The organism is Pseudomonas jessenii (assembly GCF_002236115.1).
Classification (GTDB): Bacteria; Pseudomonadota; Gammaproteobacteria; order Pseudomonadales; family Pseudomonadaceae; genus Aquipseudomonas; species Aquipseudomonas jessenii.
On sequence record NZ_NIWT01000001.1, the window covers coordinates 298,315 to 316,540 of the forward strand.

Here is an 18,226-nt window from a genome sequence, read left to right on the forward strand (position 1 = left end):
CTCCAGTCTTTCCATGAAGGCCGGAGGGCGTACGGATGATACCGATTATCAGGCGTTGTTTGACGCTCGCAGCCGATCTGCCGCTTCAAGCAACAACTGTTCTGTCCCGGCCCAACCGAGGCAACCATCGGTCACCGACACACCGTATTTCAATAACGAACTCAATGGCTGGCAGCCTTCGAACAAATGGCTCTCGATCATCATGCCGATCAGCGAACGATCGCCTTGCAGGCGTTGTTCAAGTACATCGTTGAAAACGGCTGGCTGGCGCAACGGGTCTTTGCCGCTGTTGGCATGACTGCAATCGACCATGATTCGAGCCGGAATCCTGAGCCTGGTCAGGTCGCTGTTCACCTGGGCGATGCTGGCGCTGTCGTAGTTCGGGCCGCGATGGCCGCCGCGCAGTACCAGGTGCGTGTCCGCATTACCCGGGGTTTGAATGATCGCCGGATGTCCCTGGCTATCGACACCGAAATGGCGATGGGGATGGGCGGCGGAGCGCATGGCGTCGCTGGCGACGCCGACACCGCCGTCCGTCCCGTTCTTGAACCCTACCGGCATGCCCAGGCCGCTGGCCATTTCCCGATGGATCTGCGACTCCGTGGTCCGGGCGCCAATTGCGACCCAGCTCAACAGATCATCGAAGTAGCCGGCCGCCATCGGTTGCAGCAGTTCAGTGGCAACGGGCAGACCCAGGCGGAGCATTTCGCGCATCAACTCGCGGGACAGCGTCAGGCCGGCGGCCATGTCATCGCTGCCATCGAGGTGCGGGTCGTAGGCGAGGCCTTTCCAGCCAACCGTGGTACGGGGTTTTTCGACGTAGGCACGCATCACCAGCAGCATTTCGTCGCTGACTTCGGCGGCGAGGCGGGCAAGGTTGCCAGCGTATTCGAGGGCTGATTCGGGATCGTGTATCGAGCAGGGGCCGACGATGACCAGCAGGCGGGAATCCTCACCGTTGAGGATCGCGCGAACCGCCTGGCGGTGGGCGGTGACTTGCCGGGTCAGGGCGTTGCCGAGGGGCAATTGCTGTTTGAGTTGCAATGAGCTGGGCAGGCGCAGGGTCAGCGCTTCATTGGCAGGGCTCAAGGTGGACAGCGGCAGTGCAGAGACGGACGAGTTCATATTCAAGGCTTCCTGGGCTGGTGGCGGGTTCGTGCCCGCGCTCTCGGCCCTACTGGGGTGTTCGACAATTGGCCGGATTGGCTGCGTGTGTGTGCTTGCCACCTGTGGGTGACCGATCGGAGGCGGCAGGCTGTCCCGAGCGGAGGGTGGTAAATCGCCAGGCGGTAAAACTGTCGTAACGGTAATAAGTGGCGTAGTTCATGTTCTTAATCCTCTGAATGTCTGGTGTGTCGCTAAAAGTGTTGGGGCCGAAAAAACAAAACCCCCGGTCGGGAGGCCGACCGGGGGTTGAGAATTCTCTGGTGGCGACCCGTTTAAAGTGGGCGCCGTGTGGGTATCAGGCGCGCCAGTGGCTAAACCAATACCCAAAATAAAAGCTGACCGGAGCACAACCGTCGTTCACCCGGGCAGCCGCAACTGAGCGCGGGGCGCTGGCGGTAACAAGCTGCAAGAGGGCGTTGAACATGGTCTGTCTCCGATGGATGGGTCGAGCTTACTAGAGGCCGGTACGCAGATTCAATCAGAAAATGCTATCGGCCAACGTCGTCCCTTTCTATCGCTTGAGTACCCCGAAGGATGTGACACACTCTGCGCTTCAATAAAAAACATATCGTCACAAGGACGCACCTGACCCTCGCCGTGGAGCTGGAATGATGGAATGCCAATGGCGTCCGGCAACACCGGATGACCTGGAATTTGCCCGTGAACTGACCTGTAGGGGCATGCTGCGTTACTACATTGAGCATGACCTGTTGTGGCTGGACGAAGCGTTTGACGTGGCCTGGGCCGGGCGGGACAACCTTTTGATTGCATGGGGCGACAAAGTGCTGGGTTATGTCAGCCTGAGCCGTGATGCCAGGGCCTTGTATATCCGTGAATTGCATATCGTCGAAGCGTTTCGTGGGCAGGGCGCTGGATCCTGGGCGATCGATCAGGTACTGGTTCTGGCGCGCCGGGAACGGCGCCCGGCGTTGCGCCTGACGGTTTTCGAAAACAACCCGGCGCAAGCGTTGTACGAGCGCAAGGGATTGAGGGTGGTGGGCAAGGACGAATGTTTCCTGAGGATGCAGCTGGATGTCCCCGGCCTGGATCGCTGCAACACGCTTGCGGCAAGCCTTTCAAGATGAATTGAAACTTTTAATCTGACGCTTTCCGCTAGGTCTGCCAGATGCTTTTTGCTAAGGTGTCTGACAACCCAATAAGACCAAATCGCGAGGTGTCTGCTTGATTAGGGTGCTAGTAGTCGATGACCATGATCTCGTTCGTACAGGCATTACACGAATGCTGGCTGACATCGATGGCCTGCAAGTAGTCGGCCAGGCCGAGTCGGGTGAGGAATCCCTGATCAAGGCGCGCGAGCTGAAACCCGATGTGGTGTTGATGGACGTCAAGATGCCGGGTATTGGCGGTCTTGAAGCCACTCGAAAATTATTGCGCAGTCATCCGGATATTAAGGTCGTCGCGGTGACCGTGTGTGAAGAGGACCCGTTTCCTACGCGGCTGTTGCAGGCCGGTGCGGCAGGTTACCTGACCAAGGGGGCAGGTTTGCCGGAAATGGTCCAGGCCATTCGCCTGGTATTTGCCGGGCAACGCTACATCAGTCCGCAAATTGCCCAGCAATTGGCGATCAAGTCTTTCCAGCCGACCAACGATTCGCCTTTCGATGCCTTGTCGGAGCGGGAAATCCAGATCGCGCTGATGATCGTCGGCTGCCAGAAAGTACAGATCATTTCCGATAAACTGTGCCCGTCCCCGAAAACCGTGAACACCTACCGTTACCGCATCTTCGAAAAGCTTTCGATCAGCAGTGATGTCGAGTTGACGCTGTTGGCGGTTCGTCATGGCATGGTCGACGCCAGCCTCTGAAAATGAACGACACCTTTGATCCGAGCGCCTTTCTGTCGACCGTTAGCGGGCGCCCTGGTGTGTACCGCATGTTCGACAGCGAAGCGCGGTTGCTCTACGTCGGCAAGGCGAAGAACCTCAAGAATCGCCTGTCGAGCTACTTTCGCAAGACCGGGCTTGCCCCCAAGACCGCCGCGCTGGTGGCGCGTATCGCCCAGGTCGAGACGACGATCACCGCCAACGAAACCGAAGCCTTGCTGCTTGAGCAGACGCTGATCAAGGAATGGCGCCCGCCCTATAACATCCTGCTGCGCGACGATAAATCCTACCCCTACGTCTTTCTCTCCGACGGAGAGTTTCCGCGCCTGAGCATTCATCGCGGCGCGAAAAAGGCCAAGGGCAAGTATTTCGGGCCTTATCCGAGTGCCGGCGCGATCCGCGAAAGCCTGAGCCTGCTGCAAAAGACGTTTTTCGTTCGGCAATGCGAAGACAGTTACTACAAGAACCGCACGCGCCCTTGCCTGCAATACCAGATCAAACGCTGCAAGGCGCCCTGTGTCGGGCTGGTGGAGCCGCAGGTGTACGCCGAGGATGTCCGCCATTCGGTGATGTTTCTTGAAGGGCGCAGCAATGCACTGACTGACGAGTTGTCCGCCGGGATGGAAGAGGCGGCGATCAATCTCGAATTCGAACGAGCAGCCGAGTTGCGGGACCAGATTGCGTTACTGCGCCGGGTCCAGGATCAACAGAGCATGGAGGGCGGGACCGGGGACGTCGATGTGATTGCCGCCTTCGTCAACCCGGGCGGCGCCTGTGTTCACTTGATCAGCGTGCGGGGCGGGCGGGTACTGGGAAGCAAGAACTTTTTCCCTCAAGTCGGTATTGAAGAAGACGTTTCCGAAGTCATGGCCGCATTTCTAGGCCAGTACTTCATCAGCAGTCCTGAACGCGACTTGCCAAGCGAACTGATCGTCAATGTGGTCCACGATGACTTTCCCACGCTGATCGCCGCCATCGACGAGTTGCGCGGTCGTGAACTGACCATCAGCCATCGCGTGCGGGGCACGCGGGCGCGCTGGCAGCAATTGGCGGTGACCAATGCCGAGCAGGCACTGAGTGCGCGCCTGGCGAATCGTCAGCACATTACGGCGCGCTTCGATGCACTGGCCGAGGTGCTGAAGCTGGATGAACCTCCACAGCGCCTTGAGTGCTACGACATCAGTCACTCCAGCGGCGAGGCGACGGTGGCGTCCTGCGTGGTCTTCGGTCCCGAAGGTCCGATCAAGGCCGATTACCGCCGGTACAACATTGAGGGCGTTACGGCCGGCGATGATTACGCGGCGATGCATCAGGCGCTGACCCGACGCTTCAGCAAACTGAAGGACGGGGAGGGCAAGCTGCCGGATATCCTGCTGGTGGACGGCGGTAAAGGTCAGTTGTCCATGGCCCGTGACGTGCTCGATGAACTGGCCGTGCCTGACCTGATTCTGCTGGGCGTGGCAAAAGGTGCGACGCGCAAGGCCGGTTTCGAAACCCTGTACCTGAACGACGCTGCACATGAGTTCACCTTGCGCGGGGATTCGCCCGCGCTGCACCTGATCCAGCAGATTCGCGACGAAGCCCACCGGTTTGCCATTACCGGGCACCGCGCCCGACGTGGAAAAACCCGTCGGACGTCTACACTGGAAGGCGTCGCCGGCGTCGGACCCACACGTCGGCGTGATTTGTTGAAACATTTTGGTGGATTGCAGGAGCTGTCTCGTGCAAGCATCGAAGAAATTGCCAAAGCCCCCGGGATCAGTAAAAAGCTCGCAGAGTTGATTTATGCAAATCTGCACAGCGAGTAGAATGCCCCCTCACCTCGCAGCCAGTTGTGCCGATGAATATCCCTAATCTGATTACCGTTCTACGCGTTCTGCTCATACCGATCTTCATTTTGCTGTTCTACCTGCCTTACCAGTGGAGCTACATGGCCTCCGCTTCGGTCTTCGCATTTGCTGCCGCGACCGACTGGCTGGACGGGTATCTGGCCCGCCGGCTGGAACAAAGCACACCGTTCGGGGCTTTCCTCGATCCGGTTGCTGACAAGCTGATGGTTGCGGTTGCATTGGTCCTGTTGGTGCAGGAACACGGAAACCTGTGGCTCACGCTGCCGGCTGCCGTGATCATCGGTCGCGAGATTGTCGTCTCGGCACTGCGCGAGTGGATGGCCGAACTGGGCGCTCGTGCCCACGTCGCCGTATCGAACCTGGGCAAATGGAAAACCGCCGCGCAAATGTTGGCGCTGGTGATCCTGCTGGCCAATTCCAAGGATTTCAGTTTCTGGGTCTTGCTGGGCTACACCTTGCTGATGGTGTCGGCTGGCCTGACTTTGTGGTCGATGGTCCAGTACCTGCGGGCTGCCTGGCCACATCTGAAGACCGACGTTGAAAAGAAATAAAACTTTTTTGAATCAAAGGGTTGACGGGGCTTCTGGATTCTATAGAATGCGCCACACCAAGACGCGGGAATAGCTCAGTTGGTAGAGCACGACCTTGCCAAGGTCGGGGTCGCGAGTTCGAGTCTCGTTTCCCGCTCCAAGTTTGTACGCATTTGATGTCGCGCTACTGACAACAAATGTTTTGAGGCCGAGTAGCAAAATGGTTATGCAGCGGATTGCAAATCCGCCTACGCCGGTTCGATTCCGACCTCGGCCTCCACTAATAAACAAGCTCCGTAGATCTATGATTTACGGAGCTTTTTTATTTGCAGTAGCCTGCAAGATTTAGTCTTGAAAAGGGTATTTGCGAACTTGCTTCACTGGGGCGGGATGTATATATTTCCACCTCTGCTGCACAAGCGTCAGAACTGCCAGATCGTTATTTGGCAAAAGCTTGACGCTTCACCGCGCTACCGCCCGAATGGCGAAACTGGTAGACGCATGGGACTTAAAATCCCCCGCTCGTAAGGGCGTGCCGGTTCGATTCCGGCTTCGGGCACCATATATATCAAGGGTTTGCGAGCGAAAGCTGAGCAAACCCTTGTTCGTTTCTGGTCCGCAATTATTGATCTGGTCCGCAATTCACTTCGTTGGAGTGACCTTTTTTCCCTTTCGATTGCGGATGTACTGCTCGGTCATTACGACGGTCGTATGCCCAAGTTGATCTCTGGCCTGCAAAATATCGCCGCTTGACTCCGCCTTGTCCGTGCCGGCTTTAGCGCGCAAATCGCGCATCTGGAACTCGGATTTTGCAACCCCGGCTGCTTCTCTGGCCAAGTCAAACCTTCCCCGCAACATCGCCACCGACATTGGTGTGCCATCCTCGGTAACGATCAGCCGCGTTGAGCGGACATTGTGTTCTGACTTTCGGGACATGATTCGATCAACCAAAACCTTCAGCTCCCCAGTGATTTCGATTCGGCGCTTGGCGTTTGTCTTGCCCTGCAGCACCCATATCTGACCCTCTCGGACGTCGCGCTCATCCATCAATCGAGTGTCGGTCACCCGTTGGCCAGTCAAATAGGCAAGGTCCATCGCATCCCGTAGGCCGGCGTCCGCTTTCTCGTACACGCGCTTGAACAGTGCGTCCTCGATGTAGATGTCCCGCCCCGTCTCCTTGTTTCCCTTGATTCCTGCGCAAGGGTTGGCGAGCGCGGTATAGCCGATATCCCGGGCGAAGTTCCAGATTGCACTGAGCAGGGCCTTCTCCCTGTTGGCGCGCACCGGCGCGGCCTTGCGCCAGGTCAGGTATTGGCGGACGTGCAGGGGCTGGATTGTTTCGAGCGGGGCCGGCGGGTCGTCGAAGAATGACATCAGGTTTTTCAACTCCCTGACGTTGTCCTTTTGCGTTGCTGGTTTTTTTGATGGCACCACGTCAATCAAATACTTCTCGGCCACGTAACGGAAGGTGATCACCTTGGCCACCAGGTCGGTGGCGGTGCGATCACGCTCGAGTTTCGCGTACTCCATGATCGCCAGACCGTAATCGCTGCCCAGCGGAATTTCTTTGCGGTCCTTGCCGCCGGTGTCGTAGTAGTAGAAAACCCGGCCGCTGGCTTTCTTGCGCTCTCTCAGCCGGGCGATTGATCCGGGTTTGCTTGGTCGTCGTCCCATGTCAGCTAGCCTTGCGTGGTGTCCATGCGGGTTTCTCTGGCTCAAACATACCGACCGCGGTCACGGCCATCGCCGTGACGCTTGGCCAGCCATTCACCTTGATGGTGTGCCTGATGCCGTTCTTCTTCAGGTTGAGGATCTGGCCTGCCTTGGTCCGCGCGCCGGTAAGCTCGCAAACCTCCTCGTGGGATAGAAACTGGATGCTCATGAGCGTCTCCATGCCGCGGATGGCGGTGGAAGGTGGGTGAGTGGAGGTGGCAGTTCGTTTGCTGAAGGCGCCAAGTCGGCGACTGTTGCGCTGATGCTAATCAGCGACTTGCGGATCTAGGTGAAACTGGGTGGATTACCGCCACGTCCGGCTCTCGATAGGCTCGGGCAATGCCGGTGCTGGCGCCACCGCCACCGGCGAACAGGTCCACTACCAATTCTTTTTCAAACGGCAGGCCTATACTTGGTTGTCCATAGATGAACTGGGATAACTTCTGTTGTGCGGACATAGAGGGTCCTCGCTGTTATATTCGATGTGATTTCTTGAAAGGGAGATTCGTAAATGGGGGTATTCAGCGATGCACAGGCACAGCTCTCAGAATTGTTCGGAGTGGCCCGGCCACTAGTAAGTGGAAATGGAGTTCGATTCAGGTCAGGATCGACAGGATTAGTCACCCTTTACTCTCGCAACCTTGCTTCAGGAAATTTGGCAGAGATTGCGTTCAAGGTTAAAAATCTTGCCGCTAAAGCGGGGCAGTCAGAAGACTCAATGGCTTCACTTATTGAAAGGCTGCGTCTTGAAACCGGCCAAGCCGTAAGCATCAATACTAATTACAAATGGCCGAGAATCGGGCTATCGAAGAAAGAGCATGTGGATATCGTGATCTCTGCGATTTCTTCGATCCTCCACAAATAACACTAAAGGGCTAGGCGCTTCGCCGGCTGGCGTGATTCGTTGAAGTGGGGTATTGGTGTTCGGCCCGGCATGGAGCCGGAATAAGGTGATGCAATGCAGAAAGAGCTAGGTCTTGCCGGTCGTTGCGGGTTTGCGCTTCTTGCTGTGGCGGTTGTCGCGCTTCCGATCGCGCTTTTTGCGAAGGCAATCGAGATAGAGGCATTCAGCGCGGTTGCCGTTGTCTGGTTGCTGGTTTCTGCAGTAATGATCTTGGGCGATAGCATTACCGAGATCACGCTCTGGAAGGCATCAATAAAGAGAGACGTTCAAGCAGTTCGTGACGCTAGATCTGAAGTAGAAAGCCTGCGGGACCAATTGCGAGCTATAGCTAGAGCATCGGCTGAAAATTCGTACATTCTTGCCTCAACTGGGATGCTCGCCATTGGCGGGGATAGCAAGGCAGGGAATCGACTCGAGGCAAATCTTGAGGTTCTTGGTAGGTTTGTTGAGCCGGATAAAACTGACGAAAATAACTGGTGGAAGGATGTGGCTTCGGTGTTCGCTCACCGGCCAGGTAATACCGATCCTGCTTCTGAGCGCCCAGGGCAATAGGCCAGGGTAGGTCAAACGAAGATATCGAGCTGAGCGGCTTGGCACTCGCTCCGTCCGTGAGGCAGCCGCGCAAGCTCTTGCCTGACCGCCGCCACTCGCCAGTTTGGTGACCATGCTCGGTATCGATGATTACCGTTGAACAGTCTGGCCGGCGAATCGTGCGTTCGCTGCGCGGGCCTCGCTCAACGGCGTAGCCAAGTCGCCGCCATAGCCCGTTGGGGCTTTCGAATTGAGGGGGCACAGTTATCTCCAGTCAGGCGCCGCCCTCCGTGACTGGATGCGACGGGTTGTAGTGGTACTTTTGTTGTGGGTGAGTTATTAATCTTTCAGGTCGGCTTGGAGTCGGTTCTAGGAGATGAAATGGTCAGTGATCGCGAAATTGCACTTGAGCAAGCGCTTGTAGCAATTATTGGAGCGGCCATCGCCAGTGGGCTTGATGTAAAAAGCCTGATTGACAACGCGACAGCCGGCTTGCTTGGAAACGCTTCATACCGCTGGGCTGAACATCCGCATGAGTTGAACGCCATTCAAGTGATGATTGATGCATATGATCAAGTAAAGTAGTGGACACTGCGCCAGCGCAATAACTAGACCTTCAGATTTCCACACCGGTCTTGGCAAACTCTCCAAGCTGTCGCGAGCACTTTTCCTTAACGACGATTTCAGGTCGTGACTTGCTCGCAAAGCGGGCGGTCTCTTCAGCAGTCGCGGCGGCGAGGTTGATCATGAGCGTCGACACCGTCTCCTGCCATTCCTCGAAGTCGTGGCGCTCTCCCAGCACCTAAAGTGCATCAGCCAGCGCCTTCGACACAATCAGCGACCGCTTCTCGGCGCCGATCCTGTCCAGTAAAGCTTTCTCCTTGGCGCGCTTGTCCCGCTGAATCTGCGCATTGTCTTTGGCCATGGCCTGCCTCTTCAATTCCGTGGGCCGGTAGATCCAGCCATGTCTGTCGTCGGCGCTGGCGCACTTGGTTATTGATGCGTCTCATGCTGCCCTCTGCTGATTCCAGACATCCACGGCGTCGAACACCCGGGCGGCTTGCTCTTCAGTCAGCGATATTTCGGCGGGGATGGCGATCCAGCCCGAAGCGACCCGGTGATTCGGATTGCTCTCGGCGACCAAGTCCTTGTAGGTTTCCTCGATCACGCCTTCGAGGTGCGCGGCCAGATAGTTGCCTTGGGGAGCAACCTCTACTGATTTAGTGTAGCGGTGCCCTCGTTGATCGCGGCACTGGACGCTGAGATAGATCGTCCAACGGTGGGGGAAGTCGCAGACTGCTTCGGCCATGCGTTGTCCTGGCGGGATGCTCTTGCAGCTCTTCCTGTTGATCATCCCTTGGCGTCCGCTGGGGTCGATGTGGACCACCGCGACGTGATTGGCATTGAGCAGTGCCCGGCTCGCTCGCTCTATCCGGGTACGCATGTTGTTGGGCTTTCGCTTTTTCATAGCGTCACCGCAATCTGGCGATTGGTCTTCGCTTCAAACTGCATGGCGAGTTCGTGAGCAGCCTTGTAGTCGTCACGGAAGGCGCGAGTTTTGCCGGTGGTGCGGTCTTTAATCTGGTACATGCCGAAGCTTCCGCCGGTGACTTGGTAGCGCACCGGTTTGGCTGGAGCTCGTCGATCAATACGACTGTAGAGCCCGGAGTGGGCGGCCTTTGTTCGTTGCAGCAGCTCACCGACTTCATCGAAGCGCTCTTCAAATGATGGATGCATGGCGGATCCTTTGGAGTAGGTTGCGTGTATTCGTCAGCACTCGACCGACTGCTGGTCGCCGTGGGATAGATGGTCGGAGTACTGATTGATGAAATGCAGGCGTAAAAAAGCCCGATCGAAACCGGGCCCATCGTTTGCCTCACGAGACCAGCCTAAGAAACTACAGGTGTTGCCTTCAGAGGTTTAGATAAGCTCGCCTGTATGCGCTGCGTGATTTCCTCTCGATGCACCTGGACATCCTTTGGTGCGCTGGTTCCGATACGTACCTGTTTGCCGCTAACACCCAGCACTGTGATCGTGATGTTGTTGCCTATGTTGATGCTTTCGCCTGCTTTGCGAGTCAAAATCAGCATTGTCCATTTCCTTGCGTGAGTGGGTTTCCCAATGCCGCCTTGTAAGAGGCGGCATCAGTGAAACATCACTGCACTATGCGGATTTCATTGCGCGGGAACCACGCCCCGTCGACCAGAACCATGCAGCCTACAAAGGCGGCGTAGCGCGTCTCTCGGTCAGTCTGGAAGCCGTAGTAGGAGCAAGTGGCCCGAGAGGCTACGTTGCTCAGCAACATGCAGCCGACGATCAGTGCCAGCAGGATCAGCAGAACCTTTGTCGCGTACTTCACGCCTCGATGCCGTAGTCAGCCAGGCGCAGACCGAAGTGCATGCCTATTTCCTTCAGCACCACCAACTCTGCTGGCTCGATCTGACCATCAGCCTGGGCAACAGCAAGAACGTTGACGAAGGCTTCCTCCGCGTCGGCTGGAACGTTTTTGATGTCGGCCAGTTCCCGCTTGATCGCCAATCGACCTACTTGAAAGTTGGCGTTCAACTGGCCTGTAAAACGATTGATGGTTTCGGTTATCTCGCTGCCGAAGTGCGTCAAATTCGGGTTGGAGCGAATCAACTCATCCAGCTTGGAAACCTCGCTGGCTTCAATCTCACCATCAGCCGCAGCGACCAATAGGCCGCCACCGACAATGGCCTGCATCAAGTCGCGGTTGACGACCTTCTTCATTTCGGCCTGGGCATTGCCGACTTGTTTGCCGAAGAGTTTTTTCATTCCGAACATGGTGTTTCCTCATTGCAGGGGAGGGGATTTCCCACATAGCCCTGCTGCCAAGGCTATGAAGTGAAATCTAATTGGGCTGTCAGCGGGACTCAGATACGGCGCACTTAGGTGGCAGTCGCCCACGCCGGGTGCGTCAGTCTTTTTGCGGCTGACAGCTTTGAATCGATTGGGTTGTTAAAGAGCGGCGGGTGACCCCGTATTGCCGCTGCGATTCACTGCGACGGACAAATATTGCCGCCGGGGATATTTAAAGTCAATGCCGCCGGAAATATAAATTCGGTCTATGAAAAAAGCCCGTGCTGGACGGGCTTGCTTTGGGCTAGATATTTGCGGGGAGGTCCCAAGAGATACGCGCGGCGCAGTCATCTTCTCGACGCACTAGTACGTGCTCGGTTTCTGCTATCTCTTCAAGGAGCCGTTTCCAGTCCTCAAGGCATTCATCTGCTTCCTTGCAAATGACTGCCGTTTTTCGTTTTTGGGCAGCGGGGGCGCTGATGATCTTTTGGATGCGGAGTCCAAGAAGCTCAAACGAATCTGGCGGTATTGGTTTGTTTTTTGGTTTTGCCATAGCACTGCTCCTTTTATGTATGGATACACAGTGAATGGCTTGAACCCTAAGCGCTAAAGATTAACGATTAAAAACAATTATTTAACAGAGAAAAGCCCGCAATTTGCGGGCTTCAGGAGGGAGGTGTCCAGGGGAATTAGAGACAAATCGAAGGGATCAAATTTAGATTCTGCCCAGCACTTTGCTGGGAGCAAGAATTGCCCCTACGTAATGGATTTTCTCGATATCAACCCGAGCTACTGTCAGCCGCTCGCCGTAAGCCGTGTTGATCGACATGAGGCTGACCTCTTCTTCGGTCTCGAAGAGAAGTTCTTTAACCATGCTTTGTCCATCAACGGTGGTGACCATCACATACTCACCCGGCACTAGGCGGTGATTGGGTTCGCAGACAGCGACCCAACCGCTACGGATCGCTGGTGCCATTGAGTCCCCCTTGAGCCTAAGTGCGTAGGCGTCCTCATCTCTGGAGTAGGTCTCAACCCAGCCAGCTGCCTGGTCAAGGCTTGTCCAATATCCCTCACTGCCGAGTTGTGCGGTGCCTTCGATATTGATTCTGCGAGGTGAGGAATAGATGGGGGGGCCAGCCTCGACATTGGATTCGAAGCTGGACTGCGCCATTTTCGCAATCTCATCAGCCAGTCGAGGGCTGAATGACTCCACGGGCTTGGAAATCAATCCGGCAATTGCGCTAGCGACTTTCGCATTCAGTGCGTTGTAGCCGTTCAGGTACGAACTGACGGAGCCCTGATTTATGCCCAGGGCATCTGCGATCTTTCCCTGAGTCAGGGCGTCACGCCGCGACTTGCCTGTGTTGAAGGCGTCCACAGCCGCTTTGAGTGCCAAGCACTCTTCTTTTTCCCAGTCTTCGAGTTCGCGTTTTTTCATTCCACGATTATTCCTAGCGGCGATATTTAATCAAATGCCGCCGGGCTTGATTAATTAAATTCCGCCGGAGATACTTACTGGAGGTTTAATAGAGGAGATCGGCGAGATGAGCCGAAAAAGTCTGGATGAGTTTGCTCGTGCACGCGGCCAAACCAACGCAGCAAATCTGCTTGGGATGTCCCAAGGGTCGCTCAACAAAGCTCTGCAGGTTGGCCGTGACATTTTTGTTACTGAGCACGCAGATGGCTCTTTTACAGCTGAAGAGCTCAGACCATTCCCGGTTCAAAGCGCAAAAAGGTCGCGTCGCCGGATGCTGCCCATTTCATGAGCAAACTTTGAGCGCAACGGCGCCGAGAGAAAACTAGACGATGAAATCGCCAGTGCTAGACACCCGTCGCAAAGCCGTCATTACCGCTGCTAATGCATTCCCTGGTGGACTTGCATACGCCTCTGACTTTTTGGGCGAAGAGAATCTCAAACGCTTTAAGAACCGAATTTACGAGTCGGCAGGCGTCAAGCCTCTCACTGATGATGAGGTCTGCACACTTGAAACTGAAACCAGAACCACATTCCTGCCGGATTACATCTGCGCGATGTACGGCGGTGTGTTTGTTCGCCTGCCCGAGGTTGGCGATCTGGACAATGTCGACATGCACCTGCGTTCGTTACGTACTTCTGTGAAGCGCGGTCGGGTTGACCAGTTTCTTGCCCTAGCGCTGGAGGACGGCGAAATCACGGCAGCGGAAGCCGCAGAGATTCTGGCCTTGCACGCGAAGCACTTGGCTGCCCGGCACGAGGAGGTGACCGCACTGATTGAGTTGCACAAATCGAAACGCCCAGCGCGACCGCCAAGCGGGAAGGGTTGATATGCAGTTCACGATCACGATCAACCAGGTGAAGGCACTGGAGTGGGGGTTGAACTCCCAGCAGGCGCTGCTGTTTTCCTTTGTCTATGAGTGCCCTAGCTGGGCAAGGCCAATCAAGACCGATAACGGGATTTTCTTTGCCTTGAGCAAGGCAAAGATCGTGGAGGAATTGCCCTTGCTCACCGACAAACCAGATACAGCGTACCGACTTCTCAAAGGGCTCGAGACCGCCGGGCTGATCGAGCTATCCCACACTTCCAACATCAGTTTGTTTCGTTTAACCGAAAAGGCCAAAGAGTGGAATCGCAAGTTGGATGGGTCGGAAAAATATCCGACCTCTGAGGTGTTTGAGGGTCGGAAAAATCTCCGATCTACCTCGGAAAAATCTCCGAGCAAGGTCGGAAAAATATCCGAACAGGGTCGGAAAAAAATCCGAGGAGGGTCGGAAAAATTTCCGACAAATCAGGGTACCAGTAATCAGGGTACCAATCAGGTAACCAGTAATCAGGAGAAGCAGGGCGCTGGCGCGCCATGCAAATCGTCAAAATTCGACCCGCTGACCGCCAAACCGGAAAACGTCAGCGTCGAGGTTTGGGGCGATTGGTGCCAGCACCGCAAGGAAATCCACAAACCCCTTACCGCCAAGAGCTGCGAACAACAGGCCAAGGCCTTGGCGAACCATTCAACCCCCGATTCGGTGCTGACTCTTTCGATCAGCAACGGATGGACGGGGATCTTCCCCGACAAGGCAGTTATCCCCGCACCACTTCCGACCAGTCGCCATTCCGGCTTTGAAACTCGCGATTACAAGGCCGGTACTAAGGAGAACGCCAATGGCACCTTCCGTCTCTAACTTCGGCGCTCACATGGACCGCAAATTCGGCGTCATCGGCCGTCAGCCAGCGAGCTGCTTGGATCATGGCGAATACGAGGCGGTCATCCTCAAGGGCGGCAACCTGTCTGGCTGTCCCATCTGCGCGAGCAATAAACGCGACATGCAAGAGCTTGCGCGCAAGCGCTCTCAGTTTCGGATAGTTCAGCAATCAAGCGCCCGGATACCGAAGCGTTTCGCGGAAAAGACATTTGCCGATTTCGTCGTGTCGAATCCGGCCCAGCAGATTGCTTTGGATGCATGTACCGACTACGTCGACAATTTTTCGAAGCATCGCCGGGAAGGTCGCTGCATGTTGCTGCTGGGGAAGGTCGGTACCGGCAAGACCCACCTGGCCATTGCCTCGGCCAATCATCTGATCAACGAATGCATGGTCAAGGCGATCTACCGCACGGTGGGCACGCTCATCGGTGAGATCCGGGCGACGTTCAATGAGCGCTCAGGCGAGTCCGAGGCGCACATCTTGCGTGAGGTGATCGGCGCGGACCTGTTGGTGCTCGATGAAGTCGGCGCTACCAAGCAGAGCGAGTTCGAACTGGCCACTCTGTTCAGCATCATCAACGGTCGCTACGAACAATGCCGTCCGACGATCATCGTCAGCAACCTGTCTCCCGCCGAATTGAACGACGCCATTGGTGCGCGCTGTGTCGACCGCATCCGCGAAAACGGCTGCATTGGCGTGGCATTCGAGTGGGAATCTCAACGCGGTAAGGAGGGCTTCTGATGAACGCCGCCAAGCAACAAAACGTGCTCGCCGGGCAAACGTCGCTCGCCCGCAAAGTGTTCCGGGTTGTGCCAATTCAGGAGCGCTGGAGCGCCCACGATATTTTTAATTCGTTGGTCGCTGCCGAAGCCACGGGCGCCCAGTTCTCGGCCGTCCGTCGCGGCCTGGGTGAGTTGAAGGAGGCAGGTCTTATTCGCGAACCCGTTAACGGTCACTACCAGCGTACCGCCATCACCATTAAGCCCCCGAGAGAGCAGAGCATGTCGCAAGAAACCACCTCGGCCGTCGTTGCCATCAAGAACCCCAAGATCAGTGCTTTGGATACATTAGCGGTGCTGTCCGGTGAGGTGATCAGGTTTTCCGAGGAAGTTGCCCAACGCATGAAAAAACTGGCGACCCGCATCGAGGAGGTGGCTCTTTCCGTTGAAACGGAGCGCGAAGCCAACGCCGAGGCGCTCGATAAGTTCAAGCAATTGCAATCTCTGCTGAAGGGCTTCTAAGTGCACAAGTGTTTTGGGATCAACTTTCTGTTGTCTGATCGCCGCCTGGCAGTTCCGGACCCCGCTAACTATCGGTTTGCCGTGTTCTGCTGCTCGTACAAGATTGACCTGGGCAGCCCCCCTGATCACGCATTGGCGCTGTTCGTGGATCAGGCAATGGCCGAGCGCTACGGCGCTTGGATGTGGCCGACCACGTTCCAGGTTGTTGACCTTGAAAATCCTACCGGTGCCCGAGCATGACGGCCTTGGTAAAAACCCTGACGGTCAAACTGTCGGATGCTGAGATCGAACGCAACGCCAAGAAGCTGCATGTCCGTGATCTGCGTGATGCCAGTCACCCGGCGTTGCACTTTCGTTTCGCGAAAAACCGCGCTTGCGGGTCCTGGTATCTGCTCAACAAACGCGCCTGGCATCGCATTGGTGGTTTTCCGGATTTGAGCACGAAGCAGGTGGTTGCCGCACTGCCGACTGTTCGCCTGCGAGTTGCCGCCGAAGAAGGCTCGACCCTGTCCAAATGGGTCACTACCGGAGAGCTGATCGGGTGGTTTGCCGAGCGGATGGCGCGTGATCGCAACCTGTCAAGTAAGCGAAAGAAGACCGGCGCTTCGATGATCAAGTGCCACCTGATGCCGCGCCTCGACGGATTGCCATTGACCGCCCTCGACAAGGCGACCCTCGACAGCCAGCTCATGTGGCCTCTGCAGGAAAGCATTTCCATCGACTACGTGCGTTCGGTGTTCCAGCTGCTAGCCCTGGCTTTCCGTCAGGCGTTCAAGTTGGGCCTGATTTCGGCCAACCCGATGGCGAGTATCAAGTTCAACGACTTCTCCAAGGCCAAGGTCGGCATCAAGCCTTCCCGGTTACGTGGCACTCAACTGCAAGACCTGATGACGCGTTTGCTCGGCGCCATGGCGAACAATCCTTCGGATGGTTTGTTGGCTCTGCTGATGCTCTGCCACGGTACGCGTATCGGCGAAACCCGGCAGGCACGCTGGTCGTATATCAGTCTGGCCGAGCGCGAGTGGTTCATTCCGGCCGAGCACACCAAGACCGGCGTCGAGCACCGCCTGCCGCTGACCGATCAGTTGCGCAAGGTGCTCATCAGCTACCGCGAGATCCAACGGGCCAAAGGGTATGACGGCCAGTTCCTGTTCCCGTCTCGTAACGGCAAGGCACTCAGTGAAGGGCAGGCGAGCGCTGTGTTCGTGCGGCTAGGGCAGGGCGAGTGGACCAGTCACGATCTGCGCAAGTTGGCGCGTACCGGCTGGGCCGACCTCGGCATTGACCACCTGATAGGTGAGCTGCTGATCAACCACGCGATGGGTCACAACGTGAAGGTGTACATCCAGTCGGATGTGATGGGGCGCAAACGCGATGCCCTGGAGCAGTGGCACGCGCATCTAGATACGAAGGGTTTTGACCAGATTCATATGTTGACCGGCGTTAGATTCGGAGATTCCGGTAATGCGCTGGAAACCGCACAGGACAAGGGCTGCACCGCTATTCAAGAATCAACCATAGGCGAGGATTCAAAACATGAAAAAAGCCCAGGCTCATGGCTTTCGTAAGGTGCAAATCGAACTGGAGCACTGCTCGACCTGCAAGGGAAAAGCCGTGGTGCAGGGTGTGTTCTATGAGCTGATTTGCAGTGAATGCAACGGTTCAGGTTGGGTAATGGCGCGGAGTCAGTTGGTGCTTCCTACTGACGAATTGGTGACTCAGCTCAGTCTCAGATTGCAGCAGGCTCAGCGCGAAATTGAAGTGCTGCAGCGAGGCCCGTCTACATCTGGGCCAGCCAAGTATTACCAACAGAGCAACCGTCGCGGTGCCGGCGGATCGAACTTCACCGGGGACTGAGGGGTACAACACATGATGATTCGAAAACCAGCGCTGCACCCGTTAGGCGATACGGAATACCTTCTAGAGCAATGGGGATGGTGGCGTATGGATGGAAGGGGAATCCCCAGCTATGCCTCGCCAATGTTGGCACTGATGCGCGATGCAATGCCGTCGCCTGCCAAGTCGTACTGCATCACCGACGAGCTTGCCTGCGTCGTGGATGCCGCGTTGGCTCGCCTATGTAAACGTGATCAGCAGATGGGGGATATTGTCTGGCTTTACTTCGGGGCGAAATGGTCGGCTGTTCGGGTCGGTCGGTATCACCATGTGAGCGAAGGTAAAGCTCGGGAGCTGATGAAGGCTGGGGTGGCTTGGATTGATTGCGTTCTAGAAGGCATCAAGGATGGGGGCTGGGCAGGATATCCGGGAAATTATTCCGACAGCCCACTCTGTGGATTGTCAAAGTCACAGCTGGAAATTGCGCGGACGTGACCGCCCAATTGCATAACACCTGACTAGGCATCGCATCTGTATTAACCATCTCTTTGCGGGAGGGGGGCGGCCACACCGTAATGACGACTGGCCATGTGCGACCCAAGGCAGGCTCTCG

The 18,226-nt window shown here is 56.3% G+C and carries 27 protein-coding genes, 3 tRNA genes and 1 pseudogene; 19 read left to right on the plus strand and 12 right to left on the minus strand.

Annotation, left to right across the window (positions count from 1 at the left end; all coding sequences use genetic code 11):
- Positions 1-48: 48 nt before the first annotated feature.
- Entirely contained in the window at positions 49-1,125 is a 1,077-nt protein-coding gene (locus PSJE_RS01290) for a 3-deoxy-7-phosphoheptulonate synthase (protein ID WP_090455608.1), read from the minus strand.
- 653 nt (positions 1,126-1,778) lie between these two features.
- Between PSJE_RS01290 and PSJE_RS01295 the strand changes: the two genes are divergently transcribed.
- From PSJE_RS01295 to PSJE_RS01325, 7 genes are all read left to right on the plus strand, one after another.
- On the plus strand, positions 1,779-2,252 hold the full coding sequence (locus PSJE_RS01295) for a GNAT family N-acetyltransferase (protein ID WP_090455606.1): 474 nt from the start codon (positions 1,779-1,781) through the stop codon (positions 2,250-2,252).
- Positions 2,253-2,349: 97 nt separating this feature from the next.
- Positions 2,350-2,991, plus strand: a complete 642-nt coding sequence (gene gacA, locus PSJE_RS01300; RefSeq protein WP_090455604.1) for a response regulator transcription factor GacA — start codon at positions 2,350-2,352, stop codon at positions 2,989-2,991.
- Positions 2,992-2,993: 2 nt separating this feature from the next.
- Entirely contained in the window at positions 2,994-4,817 is a 1,824-nt protein-coding gene (uvrC, locus tag PSJE_RS01305) for an excinuclease ABC subunit UvrC (protein ID WP_057714618.1), read from the plus strand.
- 32 nt (positions 4,818-4,849) lie between these two features.
- Complete coding sequence (gene pgsA, locus PSJE_RS01310) at positions 4,850-5,410, plus strand: CDP-diacylglycerol--glycerol-3-phosphate 3-phosphatidyltransferase (RefSeq protein ID WP_057714620.1); 561 nt, start codon at positions 4,850-4,852, stop codon at positions 5,408-5,410.
- Between the two features lie 63 nt (positions 5,411-5,473).
- A tRNA-Gly gene (locus PSJE_RS01315) sits at positions 5,474-5,549 on the plus strand.
- Between the two features lie 46 nt (positions 5,550-5,595).
- A tRNA-Cys gene (locus PSJE_RS01320) sits at positions 5,596-5,669 on the plus strand.
- A gap of 195 nt (positions 5,670-5,864) precedes the next feature.
- Positions 5,865-5,951, plus strand: a tRNA-Leu gene (locus PSJE_RS01325).
- Positions 5,952-6,031: 80 nt separating this feature from the next.
- Here the strand turns inward: PSJE_RS01325 and PSJE_RS01330 are convergent.
- A complete protein-coding gene (locus tag PSJE_RS01330; RefSeq protein ID WP_090455602.1) occupies positions 6,032-7,063 on the minus strand; it encodes a tyrosine-type recombinase/integrase in 1,032 nt (343 codons plus the stop codon).
- Position 7,064: 1 nt separating this feature from the next.
- Positions 7,065-7,271 (minus strand): DUF4224 domain-containing protein, encoded by a 207-nt coding sequence (locus tag PSJE_RS01335; protein WP_090455600.1) that lies wholly within the window; start codon positions 7,269-7,271, stop codon positions 7,065-7,067.
- A gap of 342 nt (positions 7,272-7,613) precedes the next feature.
- On the opposite strand from PSJE_RS01335, the gene PSJE_RS30160 reads away from it, so the two are divergent.
- From PSJE_RS30160 to PSJE_RS01355, 3 genes are all read left to right on the plus strand, one after another.
- On the plus strand, positions 7,614-7,967 hold the full coding sequence (locus PSJE_RS30160) for a hypothetical protein (protein WP_139212704.1): 354 nt from the start codon (positions 7,614-7,616) through the stop codon (positions 7,965-7,967).
- Between the two features lie 93 nt (positions 7,968-8,060).
- The gene (locus tag PSJE_RS01350; RefSeq protein WP_090455594.1) at positions 8,061-8,558 is read left to right on the plus strand and encodes a hypothetical protein; all 498 of its coding nucleotides are present in this window, start codon (positions 8,061-8,063) and stop codon (positions 8,556-8,558) included.
- Positions 8,559-8,918: 360 nt separating this feature from the next.
- Positions 8,919-9,122: a hypothetical protein gene (locus tag PSJE_RS01355; protein ID WP_090455593.1), complete on the plus strand. Its 204-nt coding sequence runs from the start codon at positions 8,919-8,921 to the stop codon at positions 9,120-9,122.
- 31 nt (positions 9,123-9,153) lie between these two features.
- Here PSJE_RS01355 and PSJE_RS31880 read toward each other — a convergent pair whose 3' ends face one another.
- The 9 genes from PSJE_RS31880 to PSJE_RS01395 form a co-directional block, all read right to left on the minus strand.
- A complete protein-coding gene (locus PSJE_RS31880; RefSeq protein ID WP_268876103.1) occupies positions 9,154-9,285 on the minus strand; it encodes a hypothetical protein in 132 nt (43 codons plus the stop codon).
- A gap of 54 nt (positions 9,286-9,339) precedes the next feature.
- A complete protein-coding gene (locus PSJE_RS31885) occupies positions 9,340-9,462 on the minus strand; it encodes a hypothetical protein (protein WP_268876102.1) in 123 nt (40 codons plus the stop codon).
- A gap of 81 nt (positions 9,463-9,543) precedes the next feature.
- Positions 9,544-10,005 (minus strand): hypothetical protein, encoded by a 462-nt coding sequence (locus PSJE_RS01365; RefSeq protein ID WP_090455592.1) that lies wholly within the window; start codon positions 10,003-10,005, stop codon positions 9,544-9,546.
- Positions 10,002-10,274, minus strand: coding sequence for a hypothetical protein (locus tag PSJE_RS01370; protein ID WP_090455591.1), 273 nt, complete (start codon positions 10,272-10,274; stop codon positions 10,002-10,004). The genes PSJE_RS01365 and PSJE_RS01370 overlap by 4 nt, the downstream gene beginning before the upstream one ends.
- Before the next feature lie 152 nt (positions 10,275-10,426).
- Complete coding sequence (csrA, locus tag PSJE_RS01375; protein WP_090455590.1) at positions 10,427-10,627, minus strand: carbon storage regulator CsrA; 201 nt, start codon at positions 10,625-10,627, stop codon at positions 10,427-10,429.
- Positions 10,628-10,692: 65 nt separating this feature from the next.
- Positions 10,693-10,896 (minus strand): hypothetical protein, encoded by a 204-nt coding sequence (locus tag PSJE_RS01380; protein WP_090455589.1) that lies wholly within the window; start codon positions 10,894-10,896, stop codon positions 10,693-10,695.
- A complete protein-coding gene (locus PSJE_RS01385) occupies positions 10,893-11,342 on the minus strand; it encodes a tellurite resistance TerB family protein (RefSeq protein WP_090455588.1) in 450 nt (149 codons plus the stop codon). The genes PSJE_RS01380 and PSJE_RS01385 overlap by 4 nt, the downstream gene beginning before the upstream one ends.
- 319 nt (positions 11,343-11,661) lie before the next feature.
- Positions 11,662-11,910 carry a DUF1654 domain-containing protein gene (locus PSJE_RS01390; protein WP_090455587.1) on the minus strand — a complete coding sequence of 83 codons (249 nt, stop codon included), beginning with the start codon at positions 11,908-11,910 and terminating at the stop codon, positions 11,662-11,664.
- Positions 11,911-12,072: 162 nt separating this feature from the next.
- On the minus strand, positions 12,073-12,795 hold the full coding sequence (locus PSJE_RS01395; RefSeq protein WP_090455586.1) for a LexA family transcriptional regulator: 723 nt from the start codon (positions 12,793-12,795) through the stop codon (positions 12,073-12,075).
- Positions 12,796-12,901: 106 nt separating this feature from the next.
- Here PSJE_RS01395 and PSJE_RS01400 point away from each other — a divergent pair, with 106 nt between their 5' ends.
- From PSJE_RS01400 to PSJE_RS01445, 9 genes and pseudogenes are all read left to right on the plus strand, one after another.
- A complete protein-coding gene (locus PSJE_RS01400) occupies positions 12,902-13,123 on the plus strand; it encodes a Cro/CI family transcriptional regulator (RefSeq protein WP_056724266.1) in 222 nt (73 codons plus the stop codon).
- A 40-nt stretch (positions 13,124-13,163) separates the two neighbouring features.
- The gene (locus PSJE_RS01405) at positions 13,164-13,661 is read left to right on the plus strand and encodes a YmfL family putative regulatory protein (RefSeq protein WP_090455585.1); all 498 of its coding nucleotides are present in this window, start codon (positions 13,164-13,166) and stop codon (positions 13,659-13,661) included.
- Between the two features lies 1 nt (position 13,662).
- Positions 13,663-14,514: a hypothetical protein gene (locus tag PSJE_RS31480; protein ID WP_235863945.1), complete on the plus strand. Its 852-nt coding sequence runs from the start codon at positions 13,663-13,665 to the stop codon at positions 14,512-14,514.
- A complete protein-coding gene (locus PSJE_RS01420; RefSeq protein ID WP_090455584.1) occupies positions 14,495-15,277 on the plus strand; it encodes an ATP-binding protein in 783 nt (260 codons plus the stop codon). The genes PSJE_RS31480 and PSJE_RS01420 overlap by 20 nt, the downstream gene beginning before the upstream one ends.
- Positions 15,277-15,777, plus strand: coding sequence for a hypothetical protein (locus PSJE_RS01425; RefSeq protein ID WP_090455583.1), 501 nt, complete (start codon positions 15,277-15,279; stop codon positions 15,775-15,777). Before PSJE_RS01420 ends, PSJE_RS01425 begins: the two co-directional genes overlap by 1 nt.
- A 30-nt stretch (positions 15,778-15,807) precedes the next feature.
- Positions 15,808-16,017 carry a hypothetical protein gene (locus PSJE_RS01430; protein ID WP_090457887.1) on the plus strand — a complete coding sequence of 70 codons (210 nt, stop codon included), beginning with the start codon at positions 15,808-15,810 and terminating at the stop codon, positions 16,015-16,017.
- Complete coding sequence (locus PSJE_RS01435) at positions 16,014-17,345, plus strand: tyrosine-type recombinase/integrase (protein WP_090455582.1); 1,332 nt, start codon at positions 16,014-16,016, stop codon at positions 17,343-17,345. The genes PSJE_RS01430 and PSJE_RS01435 overlap by 4 nt, the downstream gene beginning before the upstream one ends.
- Positions 17,314-17,634: a hypothetical protein gene (locus PSJE_RS01440; protein ID WP_090455581.1), complete on the plus strand. Its 321-nt coding sequence runs from the start codon at positions 17,314-17,316 to the stop codon at positions 17,632-17,634. Before PSJE_RS01435 ends, PSJE_RS01440 begins: the two co-directional genes overlap by 32 nt.
- A gap of 12 nt (positions 17,635-17,646) precedes the next feature.
- A pseudogene (locus tag PSJE_RS01445) lies at positions 17,647-18,021 on the plus strand (antiterminator Q family protein); the annotation flags it as partial.
- Between the last annotated feature and the right edge of the window lie 205 nt (positions 18,022-18,226).